The organism is Lichenifustis flavocetrariae, from assembly GCF_026130545.1.
Classification (GTDB): domain Bacteria; phylum Pseudomonadota; class Alphaproteobacteria; order Rhizobiales; family Beijerinckiaceae; genus Lichenihabitans; species Lichenihabitans flavocetrariae.
The window spans coordinates 1-12,503 of the sequence record NZ_JAMOIM010000025.1 but is presented as its reverse complement, the minus strand read 5'-3'; the positions used below and the strand labels follow the sequence as shown (position 1 = coordinate 12,503).

Below are 12,503 nucleotides of genomic sequence, written 5' to 3'. Positions count from 1 at the left end.
ATGACCAAGAGATGGTTGAAGGCCACCACGGCGGCGCTCGCGATCGCGAGCAGTCTTGCAGGACTCCCGGCGCATGCCGACACGCCCGTGCAGGGCGGCACGATCGTGGTCACCTACAAGGACGATATGGCAACGCTCGACCCCGCCATCGGCTACGATTGGCAGAACTGGTCGATGATCAACGGGCTCTTCTCGCGGCTCGTCGACTACACGTTCGGCACGACCGACATCGTGCCCTCGCTGGCCAAGTCCTGGACCATCTCACCGGACGGGCTCGTCTACACGTTCAAGCTCGACCCCAACGCGAAATTCACCAATGGCCGAAAGGTCGTGGCGGCCGACGTCAAATTTTCGATCGAGCGCGCCGTCAACCCGAAGACGCAAGGGCCGGGCGGCGGTTTCTATCATTCGATCGTCGGCCAGGACAAACTGGCGGACGGCTCCGCCACGACGATCTCGGGCATCGAGACGCCGGACGACACCACGGTCAAATTCACCCTCTCCCAGCCCGACGCCACCTTCCTCAACGTGTTGGCGCTCAACTTCTCGTCGGCCGTGCCCAAGGAGGTGGTGGAGGCCGAAGGCGCCGATTTCGGCAAGAAGCCGGTGGGCTCGGGCGCCTTCAAGCTGACCGAATGGGTGCCGGGCCAGCGTCTCGTCTTCGAGCGCAACAAGGATTACTTCCGCGATCGGCCGAACCTCGACGGGTTCCGGGTCGAGATCGGCCAGGAGCCGCTCGTCGCCATTCTGCGGCTGCAGAAGGGTGAGGTGGACATCGCGGGCGACGGCATCCCGCCCGCCAAATATCTGGAGATGAAGAACTCGGCCGACGCCAAGGACATGATCGTCGACCGGGCGCAGTTCGAGACGAGCTACATCACGATCAACACGACCAAGAAGCCGTTCGACGACGTGCGGGTGCGCCAGGCCCTCAACATGGCGGTCAACAAGGACCGCATCGTCCGCCTCATCAATGGTCGCGCGACCCCGGCCAGCCAGGTGCTGCCGCCACTCATGCCCGGCTACGACAAGGCCTATCAGGGCTATGCTTACGATGTCGCCAAGGCCAAGCAGTTGCTCACTGAGGCCGGCCTGAAGGACGGTTTCACAACGACCCTCTATGCGATGAACACCGACCCCAACCCGCGCATCGCACAGGCGATCCAGCAGGATCTCGCGGCTGTCGGCATCAAGGCCGAGATCAAGGCATTGGCGCAGCCGGAGGTCATCGCGGCCGGCGGCAACAAGGACCAGTCGGAGCTCACCTGGTCGGGCGGCATGGGCTGGATCGCGGATTTTCCGGACCCGTCCGACTTCTATGGGCCGATCCTGGGCTGCGGCGGCGCCGTGACGGGAGGCTGGAACTGGTCCTGGTATTGCGACAAGGGCTTCGAGGAGCGTGGCACCAAGGCCGACGCCATGTCGAAGCCGGACCAGAAGGACGAGCGCCTGAAGGTCTGGGCGCAGATCTTCACCGATATTCAGACCCAGGCCGCCCCTTGGGTGCCGGTCTTCAACGAGCGCCGCGTGGTCGCGAAGTCGAAGCGTATGGGCGGGCCCGACGAGATCTATATCGATCCGACGCGGGTGATCGACTATGAGGCCATCTACGCCAAGCAATGACGGCTGCTTCCCTTCTCCCGCTTTGCGGGAGAAGGTGGCCTCGCGAAGCGAGGTCGGATGAGGGACCCCGAACCTCATTCGGCACCGTGATTCCCCTCATCCGTCACGGCTTCGCCGCGACACCTTCTCCCGCCCGAGCGGGAGAAGGGACACGTTTCGGAGACCCCCATGTGCCTGACCTGCAACCACACGATCCATCGCAAGAACCATAATTTCGGCTGGAGCCGTGATTTCGTGCCGGCGTTGACCTGCAAGCCGGGCGAGACGATCCATTTCGAATGCCTCGATGCCGGCGCCGGGCATTTCGCCCCCGGCTCGACTGCGGAAGCCGTGACCACGCTCGACTTTTCCAAGGTCAATCCGGTATCGGGGCCCGTCTACGTCGAAGGCGCCGTACCGGGCGATGCGCTGAAGATCACCTTCCGCAAGTTCATCCCCTCCGGCCTCGGCTGGACCGCCAATATCCCGGGCTTCGGCTTGCTGGCCGACCAGTTCCCCGATCCGGCGCTGCATATGTGGAGCTATGACCCGTCGAGCCTCGCCCCCGCGGTCTATGGTCCGAAAGGCCGGGTGCCCCTCAAACCCTTCGCGGGCGAGATCGGGCTCGCCCCGGCCGAACCGGGCATTCATTCGGTGGTGCCGCCGCGCCGCGTCGGCGGCAATCTCGACATCCGCGATCTTGCCGAGGGGACCACGCTCTACCTGCCCGTGGAGGTCGAGGGAGCACTGTTCTCGATCGGCGACACCCATGCGGCCCAGGGCGACGGCGAAGTCTGCGGCACCGCCATCGAAAGCCAGATGGATGTCGAGGTGACGCTCGACCTCGTGAAGGGCGCGAATCTGCAAAGCCCGCGCTTCTCGACGCCGGGTCCCGTGACCCGCCATCTCGACGGCGCCGGCTACGAGGCGACGACAGGCCTCGGCCCGGATCTGATGACGGCCGCGCGCGAAAGCGTCATGCGGATGATCGACCTCTTGGCCGCCGAGCACGGCCTCGCCCCCGTCGACGCCTATATCCTGCTGTCGGTCTGCGGCGATCTCCGCATCAGCGAGATCGTCGACCAGCCGAACTGGATCATCTCGACCTACTTCCCGCGCATCGTGTTTTCGTGACCACGCCCGAGCCGCTCCTCGCCATCACGGACCTGTCGATCGACGCGCGCACGCCCGAAGGCCTGCGCCCGGTGCTCGACGGGGTCAGCTTCGCGCTTGTTCCAGGCGAGACGCTCTGCCTCGCGGGCGAATCCGGCTCGGGCAAGTCGCTGACGGCGCTGTCGATCATGCGGCTCTTGTCGCCGTCGCTCAGGCAGCGCGGTGGGTCGATCAAGCTCGCCGGGCGTGAGCTCACGACCCTGCCGGAACGCGCGATGCGGCAGTTGCGGGGCGGCGACATCGCCATGATCTTCCAGGAGCCGATGACCTCGCTGAACCCCGTCATGACGATCGGGGCGCAGCTGACCGAGGCGATCCGGATCCACGGCGCCACGGACGGCGGCAGCGCCGAGACCCGCGCCCGCGCCATGCTGGACGCTGTGCACATCAACGAGCCGGCCCGGCGCCTCGGCCAGTATCCGCACGAATTGTCGGGCGGCATGCGGCAGCGCGTGATGATCGCCATGGCACTCTCGTGCCGGCCAAAGGTATTGATCGCGGACGAGCCCACCACCGCGCTCGACGTGACCGTGCAGGCCCAGATCCTGACGCTCATGCGCGAGCTCAAGGGGGAGTTCGGCACCTCGATCATCCTCATTACCCATGACATGGGGGTCGTGGCCGAGATGGCGGACCGGGTCGCGCTGCTGCGAGCGGGCCGGATGGTGGAGCAGGGTTCTCTCACGCAGATCTTCGAGCAGCCCCGCGAAGCCTATACGAAGCAGCTGCTCGATGCCGTGCCGCGCCTCGGTGCCTTCCGGGGCACCGACGGGCCGCCGCGCGTCACCGCGGCGCCACCGCCCGTGCTGCCGGCCGGACCCATCTTGTTCGTGCGCGATCTTGAGGTCACCTATGGCGGGGCGACCGGCTGGTTCGGCCGCGGGTCGCCGCCGCCACCGGTCGTCAAGCGTGTCAATTTCGAACTGAAGGCTGGGGAAACACTCGGCCTCGTTGGCGAGAGCGGCTCCGGCAAATCGACCATCGGCAAGGCCGTCCTCGGACTCATCCCCTTCACGGGCGAGGTGGTGATCGACGGTGTCGCCATCGCGGGCCTCTCCCCCGGCGCCATGAAGCCGGTGCGCCGCAAGGCCCAGATGATCTTCCAGGATCCTTACGCTTCGCTCGATCCGCGTATGTCGGTCGGCGAGTCGATCGCCGAGCCTCTCGCGATCCACGGCATCGGCACCCGGAATGAACGGCGCGAGCGCGTCGCCCTGCTGCTCCGGCGCGTCCATCTCACGCCCGACCAGGCGACCCGCTACCCGCACGAATTCTCGGGCGGCCAGCGGCAACGCATCTGCATCGCCCGTGCGCTCGCCCTGGAGCCGAAGATCATCGTGGCCGACGAGAGCGTCTCGGCCCTCGATGTCTCGGTCCGGGCCCATGTGCTCGACCTGCTGCTGGAACTGCAGGAAGAGATGGGCCTCAGCTACCTGTTCATTTCGCACGATATGGCGGTGGTGGAGCGCATGAGCCATCAGGTGGCGGTCATGCGGGGGGGCGCCTTCGTGGAGACGGGCAGCCGGCGCGCGGTGTTCGAGAACCCCGTCGATACCTACACCAGGGCCCTGATGCGGGCGGTTCCGGTCCCAATTCCTTCGACGATCCGACACCAGGACCGTGTGACCGCGTCAGCCTGATCTGCAAGCGCGCGATGGCGCTTCATCGTGCCGAAGAAAGTCTGAAGCGCGCCAGCGAGGGTGTAACGTCGTTTTAACGCTAATTGCGTCTTATCGGCTCCTCGCCTGTTTGGTTCCAACATGGTGAACAGGCCAGCCCGGCTCGGAGTTTTGTCCTTTGATCACGAAACGTGTTCTCGTCACAGGCGGCGCGGGCTTTATCGGGTCGCACTTGTGCGAAACCCTGCTGGCTCAGGGCCACGAAGTTCTCTGCGTCGACAATTTCTACACCGGCACGCGCAGCAATGTGGGCCATCTGCTGGCGACGCCGAACTTCGAGCTGATGCGGCACGATGTCTGCCTGCCGCTCTATGTCGAGGTGGATGAGATCTACAATCTCGCCTGCCCGGCCTCCCCGGTCCATTACCAGTTCGATCCCGTCCAGACCACGAAGACGAGCGTGATCGGGGCCATCAACATGCTGGGCCTCGCCAAGCGCGTGAAGGCCAAGATCCTGCAGACCTCGACCTCCGAAGTCTACGGCGATCCGGCCGTGCACCCGCAGGAAGAAACCTATTGGGGCAACGTCAACCCGATCGGTCCGCGGTCCTGCTACGACGAGGGCAAGCGGTGCGCCGAGACATTGTTCTTCGACTATCGGCGGCAGCATGACCTCGGCATCAAGGTCGCCCGGATCTTCAACACCTACGGTCCCCGCATGCACCCGAACGACGGCCGCGTCGTGTCGAATTTCATCGTGCAGGCGCTGCAGGGCCAGGACATCACGCTCTATGGTGATGGCAACCAGACTCGCTCCTTCTGCTACGTGGACGACCTCGTCTCCGGCCTCGTCCGCCTCATGGAGACCGGCCACGACGTCACGGGCCCGATCAACCTCGGCAATCCCGGCGAATTCACCATCCGTCAGCTTGCCGAGACCGTCATCGACATGACGGGATCGTCGTCCCGCATGGTGTTCAAGGCGCTGCCCCAAGATGATCCGAAGCAACGCAAGCCGAATCTCGATCGCGCCATGGAGGTGCTTGGCTGGCAGCCGACCACCCGGTTGCGGGAAGGTCTCGATCTGACCATTCGTTACTTCGACCGGATTCTCTCGTCGGAGAGCCGGAAGGGCAGCGGTTCGCCGGCCGAGACGGGGCGCCCGAACGACACGCGGCAATCTTTCGTAGCCTGAGCGACTTTACGGCCTCCATGCCAAGTCGCGTCGGCGTGATCCGGTGGGCTATCGGAGTCACGTCGAGTTCGGATGATTGGTTTCACTTGGCCGTCATCGCGAGCGAAGCGTGGCGATCCAGATCCCGACGCGGAATGGATTGCCACGGCGGCTTCGCCGCCTCGCGAAGACGGCAAAAGGCGAACGTGATGATGCGAACTCACGATCACACGTGGTCGGAAGCTCGGGCACGACTTCTGCCCTCTCCCGCGTGGAGACGGGAACTCAGAACTCTGTGCCGCGAAATGTAGATGGATCGCCGCAAGCGGCACGACAGAAACCGGAACCGCCGCGACAATATTCAGCGGTTTCTTCGAACGCAGCCGGTCAAACTTCTTCCAAAAATCACTAGACTCGAAAAATCTCCTTCGGACACAACGGTGTGCCGCGCATGCCGTCTCAATATCCCGCCGCAACCCTGTCCTCAAGGCACGCGCAGATGTCCTATCACACTTATCCATCCTTCCGCGATCTGGTCGAGATGTGGATGCCGATCAAGGTAGTCGACATCGGTGCCATTCCGATAGACAGGCCGGCATCCTACGCCCATATGCTCAGCAACGGTGACGCGTCGGTTGTGGGATTCGAACCCAACCTCGAAGCGTTGGCGGCTCTTGAACGGCGCAAAGGCTCTAACGAAACCTACATCCCCTGCGTGGTAGGTGACGGGGGTCGACACACGCTTCACGTCTGCCAGGCATCGGGGATGACCTCGTTGCTCGAACCCAATCCAGAGGTTCTGCGGCATTTCCACAGCTTCCCGGAATGGGCCACCGTGATCGCAAAGGTCCCGATCGACACTGTCCGGCTCGATGACATCCCGCAGAGTATTGGGATGGATTTCCTCAAGATCGATGTCCAGGGTGCCGAGCTGATGATCTTTCAGAGCGGGACCGAGCGCCTGCGGGACGCTTGCGTGATTCACACGGAAGTCGAGTTCCTGCCGCTCTACAAGGACCAGCCGCTCTTTTCCGATGTCGATCAGTTCCTGCGCACACAGGGGTTCGTGCTGCATCGCTTCTCGGAGATGAACAGCCGGGTCATCCGCCCCGTGGCGGTCAACGGCAATCCCTACGCCAGCCTGAGCCAGCATCTCTACGCGGATGCGATCTTCATCAAGGATTTCACGCGGCTGAACCGGTTCTCCGCTCCGCAATTGCTGAAGACCGCCGCTATTCTGCACGATTGTTACCGCTCCACCGATCTCGTGATCTATCTGCTGGCCGAATACGATCGGCGTACGGCCACGACGCTCGCGGATCGATTCATGACGAACCTGCAGCAGTCGGCGCTCGATCAGGCGGCCTGAGCCGACAGCGACGGCGCGTGGGCCCGCCGCCATCAGCGCGGCACAAGCTTGCCGGTCCAGTCTGAATCACCTCGCAACCACCGACGCCGACGGCGTCATCGCTTTTGGATGCAGCATGACCAGCCAGCCCGGCTCAGGCCGCTTGAACGAGACGCTCGGGGCCGCGATCCGGGTCAAAATCGTGGATGTCGGGGCCAATCCGGCGAACGGCGCGCCGCCATATGCGGCCATGCTGTCCAATGGCGACGCGGATGTGATCGGGTTCGAGCCGAATCCGGAGGCACTGGCCCAACTCGACGACCTCAAGGGGCCGCACGAGACCTACCTGCCTTTCGCGGTCGGCGACGGCCGTCGGCACACGCTGCACATGTGTTACTCATCCAGCATGTCCTCGCTACTGGAGCCTGATCCCAGTCTGCTGGCGCTTTATCACGGGTTCCCCGAATGGGGCGACGTCATCGGCAAATTCCCGGTCGACACAGTACGGCTCGATGACGTGCCCGAGACGGCCGGCATGGATCTGCTCAAGATCGACATCCAAGGCGCCGAACTCATGGTGTTCCAAAGCGCCCCGAACCGCCTTCGCGACGCCGTGGTGATTCAGACGGAGGTCGAATTCCTCCCGATGTACCGCAATCAACCGCTCTATTCGGATGTCGATCAGGCGCTGCGGCGGCATGGGTTCGTGCTGCACCGTTTCGTGCAGACGGAAAGCCGGGTCGTGCGTCCCATGCTCCTGCGCAACGACATTTACGCCAATCTCAGCCAGTACCTTTATGCCGATGCGGTCTTCGTCAAGGATTTCACAAAGGCAGATCGGCTGCAGCCCGACCAACTCCTGAAGGCCGCCGCCATCCTGCACGACTGCTACCAGTCCTTCGACCTCGTCATGTTCTTCCTCGCCGAGCATGACCGGAGAGCCGGATCGACATTCGCGGACCGTTATCTGGCCGGGCTCGGCGCCGGACAGAAGGCCGCCGCCTGAGATGACGGCTGGCGCGATCAACTCGGCGGCCTGGTGAAGGTGATCTCGGTTCCGTGAACGCCAACGCCAACCTCTCGCTCTCACGACATCACACGGCGCTCCGCTGCCTGTTCGTGATGTGTTTGCATCGTGGCGTCCAACTCACGCCGGACAATATCGCGGCCATCAGCGAAGCCGATATCGTCGGCTCGAGCCTGCGCGTCCTGAACGGCGTCGGTCTGCAGGGCAAGGTTTTCCGCGAGCGGCGCTGGAAGCACCTGCAGGACCTTCGGGCGGCCTGCCCCATGATGGCTCCTTACCGGGACGGCAACTGGGTCATCGTGGTCAATGTGACCGAGGGGCCGGACGGTCCCGCGGCTGTCGTTCTCGATCCGCGGACCGAGACCGACGGACCGGTCATGATCGCGAAGGACGCGTTCTGCGCCGATTGGACTGGGCTGCTCATCATGAGCAAACGGGCGCCCCAGCCCGTCAAGGCGCAGGCCGAAACCTTCGGGCTCACCTGGTTTCTCCCCGAAATCATGCGTCAGCGCCGCTATCTGCGGGACGTCGCGCTGGCGGCTCTGATGTCGAGCCTGATCGCCTTCGCGATCCCGATGCTGTTCCAGGTTCTTGTCGACAAGGCCATCAGCCATCGCAGCTATCAAACGCTCGGGGCGGTCGTGGCCATCTTCTGCGTGCTGGTGATCTTCGACGGCGTGTTCAGCTACACGCGGCAATATCTGATGCTGTTCGTCACCAGCAAGATCGACGCGCGGTTGGCCTCCCGCACCTTTGAGCATCTGCTGAATCTGCCACAATATTTCTTCGAAGGGACCACGGCCGGTCTGGTGATCCGCAACCTGCAGCAGACAGAAACGATCCGGCATTTCCTGACGGGCCGGCTGTTTCAAACCATTCTCGACGCGATTTCCCTGCCGCTCACCCTGGCGCTGCTGGTGGTCTACAGCGGCAAGCTGACCCTTGTGGTGCTGATGTTCGCAATCGCCATGGCGAGCGTCATCGGCGTGATCGTGCCGATCTTCCGCCGCCATCTTGAGCGGCTCTATCAGGCCGAAGGCGCGCGCCAGGGCCATCTCGTCGAAACCATCCACGGAATGCGCACGGTCAAATCGCTTGCCCTGGAGCCCCGGCGGCTCGACACCTGGAACGATACCGTCGCGCTTGGGGTCGAGCGACGTGCCCGCGTCGGGCGGATCGCGGCGCTCGCCAATGTCACGACGACCGGCCTCGAAAAGGCCCTGCAGATGGCCATTCTGGGCTTCGGGTCGATCGAAGTCTTCAACAACGAGCTCAGCATCGGCGCGCTGATCGCCTTCAACATGGTGGCGGGACGCGTGACGGGACCGCTTGTCCAGATCGTCGGCCTGATCAACGAGTATCAAGAAACCGCCATGGCGGTGAAGATGCTCGGCAGCGTCATGCATCATCCGCTGGAGCGCGAGCCCGGCCGGATGGGCATCACCCCGACGATCACGGGCCGCCTCACCTTCGACAATGTCACGTTCCGGTACAATGGCGCCTCGACCCCTGCGCTCGACCGCGTGAGCTTTACGGTCGAGCCCGGACAGGTGATCGGCGTCGTGGGCCGTTCGGGATCGGGCAAGACCACGGTCACCCGCTTGATCCAAGCCATCCAGACCGCGCAGGAGGGCTCGATCCGGATCGACGGCGTCGACATCCGCAACATCGATCTTCCCCATCTGCGTCGCAGCATCGGCGTCGTGCTGCAGGAGAACTTCCTGTTTCGCGGCACCATCCGGGACAATATCGCGGCCACGCGGCCAAGTTCCTCGCTGGATGAGGTGATCGAAGCTGCCCATATGGCGGGCGCCCATGAATTCATCGAGCGGCTGCCGCAGGCCTATGAAACCTTCGTGGAAGAGAATGGCGCCAACTTCTCCGGCGGCCAGCGCCAGCGCCTGGCCATCGCCCGGGCGCTGCTGCTACGGCCGAAACTCCTCATCTTCGACGAGGCGACCAGCGCGCTCGATCCCGAGAGCGAAGCCATCGTGCAGGAGCACCTGACCGAAATCGCCAAGGGCCGTACACTTCTCATCGTCTCGCATCGCCTGACATCCCTGGCGGCCTCCGACGCGATCCTGGTTCTGGAACATGGGCAGGTTCTCGATTTCGCGCCGCATAACGTCCTGCTCACCCGCTGCCACGTCTATCAGCGGCTTTGGCTCAAACAGACCAAGTTCTTTTGATGACGGATGCCAGCCGCAGGGAAGGTCCATCCCCGAGCACCTCCCAGGAAGCGCCCGGCGGCCGCGGCTTCCGGCGCCGCCTCAGCGTGCGCTTTCGTCCGTCATTGGGCGAGGGTCAGGTCGGCCTTCTGGCTTTTCCAAAGAGCGTCTACGCCCGCATTGCGGGGCAGATCGCCATCTCGAAGGAACATCTCGCACCGCCCCTGCGAGATCTCGACGAGATCTTCGCGCAATCGCCCCCGGCGTTCGTGCGCTACACGCCCTATCTGATCATGGGCGCCATGGCGGCGATCATCACGGTCGCATCCCTGGTCAAGATCGACATCATCGTGACGGCTGGCGGGAAGCTGATGGCGGACGCGCCGACGATCGTGCTGCAGCCCTTGCAACTGGCCGTGATCCGCTCCCTCAAAGTGAAGGCGGGCGACGCGGTCCACAAAGGCGACGAACTCGCGACGCTCGACGCCACCTTGACCCAGGCGGACCAATCCGCGCTGAATTCGCAGCGCGACGGATTGAAAGCCGAGATCGACCGCCTGGAGGCCGAACTCGCCGGGACACCTTTGTCCTACGCGGGTGCGGGGCCGGATGCGATCCTGCAGCTCACATTGTATCAACAGCGGCAGTCTCAATATGCCGCGCGGCTGCGGGCGTTCGACGAAGATATCGCGCGGCTGAAGGAGACGATCACCAAGGTCCAGTCGAACGATGCTTCTCTGGCGCAGCAGTTGGCAATCTACAAACAGCTCGAAGACATGCATGCCAAACTCTACAGCCGGCAGATCGAGGCCAAGACCACCTTCCTCGACGCCTCGCTCATTCGCATGCGCACAGAGCGCGACAAGCGCGACAACGAAAGTCGGCTGAGCGAGCAACAGCATAATCTCCTGGCCCGCGACGCGGACCGTCAAGTCTTCGTCGACCAGTGGCGCAGCCAATTGATGGATGATCTGGTCAAGGCCCGCAAGGAAGCCAAAAGCGTCGAGGAAAGCCTCGTCAAGGCGGATCACCTGAACGGGATGGTCGTGCTGAGAGCACCCGAGGACGGCATCGTCCTCGAAGTGGCCAAGCGATCGGTCGGCTCGGTGCTCCAGGCCGCCGAGCCGCTGATCACGATCGTCTCCACCAGTGCGCCTTTGATCGCCGATGTCTCGATCAATTCCGCCGATGTCGGCTACGTCAAGCCGGGCGACAGCGTCGTGCTCAAGATCGATGCCTTTCCGTTCCAGCGCGACGGCGTCCTCGAAGGGCGGCTGCGCGCGATCGGCGAGGATTCGACGCCGCCGGGCGGCTCCGTGGCGGGAAACAACCAGGCGCTCGGAGGCATGATGCATCGCAGCCAGATCGAGTTGACCCGGACGACACTGAAAGGCGGTCCGAAAGACGCCCACCTGATCCCCGGGATGACGCTCACGGCCGAAATCAAAGCTGGAACGCGCAGCGTCATCTCATATTTTCTCAACCCGATTACCCGCGGATTTGACGAAAGCATTCGAGAACCTTGAAAGGTCGCGTTGCTGGCGCTCATTCTGTAAAGGCGCGGGCTTAGTTCAATTTTAGGTATTCGGATCCGGCACTGCGTTCGAGGTCGGCTGTTTCTCGAACAGAAGGCCAACTGCGGCGGTGCGATTTACCAACGATTTACCTTGCCCACAGGGCTTTACAAATCCGGCGGAACATTCAAGACGCGGCTCTGCATTTAAGCGGCGTTTAACAGCTGCCGATCTATAACGAGGCGTGACGGATCGGGTGGTCCTCTATTGGGACCCGTCCGAAGGCATGATGCCGCTTCGCCACGCCCGGGTTTATCCGGACTTTCCATTCGTCATCCAGGCTCAAGCGCCTCGTTTGTCCCAAGTCACAGCTCGACGTTGCTGTGCCTTCGGTCAACCGGGACGTGGTGCGGCCTGGACGGCGGCTTCCCTTCATGGCGCCGATCCCTCGTCGTCGTGGCTATTGCCTAAAGCCAGCTGATTTCACGCGGCTTGATTGTGTGTTGGAGCAAACAGTGACCTCAATCATCTCGAGCATGACCACGACGCAGGTTGCCAACCTGTCGACGACGAATATTTCGCAGCTGACCACCACTGATATTGCCGCGCTGAGTGTCGCGCAGGCTGCGGTGCTGAGTTCCACACAAGTCAGCTTCATCAATACCACCGACATCGCAGCCTTCGCGGCCACACAATTCGCGGCGCTCCAGACGAGCGCGATCAATATTCTGACGACGACGCAGTTTGCGGTTCTCACCTCTACTGAGGTGGGTGCTTTGACCACGTCTCAGGCTCTCGCGCTGAACACCACGGACCTGACGGCGATGACGTCGACGCAGGCGGCGGGCCTGAAGGCGACGCAGGTGGGAGCCCTGACC

General features: G+C 63.3%; 9 protein-coding genes. All 9 read left to right on the top strand.

Going from position 1 to position 12,503, the window contains the following annotated elements:
* Positions 1–1,623, top strand: a complete 1,623-nt coding sequence (locus M8523_RS25650; protein ID WP_282587738.1) for an ABC transporter substrate-binding protein — start codon at positions 1–3, stop codon at positions 1,621–1,623.
* Positions 1,624–1,791: 168 nt separating this feature from the next.
* Complete coding sequence (locus M8523_RS25645) at positions 1,792–2,736, top strand: acetamidase/formamidase family protein (protein ID WP_282587737.1); 945 nt, start codon at positions 1,792–1,794, stop codon at positions 2,734–2,736.
* Positions 2,733–4,415, top strand: a complete 1,683-nt coding sequence (locus M8523_RS25640; RefSeq protein WP_282587736.1) for an ABC transporter ATP-binding protein — start codon at positions 2,733–2,735, stop codon at positions 4,413–4,415. Before M8523_RS25645 ends, M8523_RS25640 begins: the two co-directional genes overlap by 4 nt.
* A 160-nt stretch (positions 4,416–4,575) precedes the next feature.
* Positions 4,576–5,589, top strand: a complete 1,014-nt coding sequence (locus M8523_RS25635; RefSeq protein ID WP_428351310.1) for a UDP-glucuronic acid decarboxylase family protein — start codon at positions 4,576–4,578, stop codon at positions 5,587–5,589.
* Positions 5,590–6,067: 478 nt separating this feature from the next.
* Positions 6,068–6,937, top strand: coding sequence for an FkbM family methyltransferase (locus tag M8523_RS25630; RefSeq protein ID WP_282587734.1), 870 nt, complete (start codon positions 6,068–6,070; stop codon positions 6,935–6,937).
* Between the two features lie 115 nt (positions 6,938–7,052).
* Positions 7,053–7,922, top strand: a complete 870-nt coding sequence (locus tag M8523_RS25625; protein WP_282587733.1) for an FkbM family methyltransferase — start codon at positions 7,053–7,055, stop codon at positions 7,920–7,922.
* Positions 7,923–7,975: 53 nt separating this feature from the next.
* Positions 7,976–10,132 (top strand): peptidase domain-containing ABC transporter, encoded by a 2,157-nt coding sequence (locus tag M8523_RS25620; protein ID WP_282587732.1) that lies wholly within the window; start codon positions 7,976–7,978, stop codon positions 10,130–10,132.
* Positions 10,132–11,637, top strand: a complete 1,506-nt coding sequence (locus M8523_RS25615) for an HlyD family type I secretion periplasmic adaptor subunit (RefSeq protein WP_282587731.1) — start codon at positions 10,132–10,134, stop codon at positions 11,635–11,637. The genes M8523_RS25620 and M8523_RS25615 overlap by 1 nt, the downstream gene beginning before the upstream one ends.
* Positions 11,638–12,161: 524 nt before the next feature.
* A partial coding sequence (locus M8523_RS25610) for a hypothetical protein (protein WP_282587730.1) occupies positions 12,162–12,503 on the top strand: 342 nt, incomplete at its 3' end.

Coding starts and splice junctions, on each gene's coding strand:
- M8523_RS25650 (WP_282587738.1), top strand. CDS start 1: ATGACCAAGAGATGGTTGAAGGCCACCACGGCGGCGCTCGCGATCGCG.
- M8523_RS25615 (WP_282587731.1), top strand. CDS start 10,132: ATGACGGATGCCAGCCGCAGGGAAGGTCCATCCCCGAGCACCTCCCAG.
- M8523_RS25645 (WP_282587737.1), top strand. CDS start 1,792: ATGTGCCTGACCTGCAACCACACGATCCATCGCAAGAACCATAATTTC.
- M8523_RS25625 (WP_282587733.1), top strand. CDS start 7,053: ATGACCAGCCAGCCCGGCTCAGGCCGCTTGAACGAGACGCTCGGGGCC.
- M8523_RS25630 (WP_282587734.1), top strand. CDS start 6,068: ATGTCCTATCACACTTATCCATCCTTCCGCGATCTGGTCGAGATGTGG.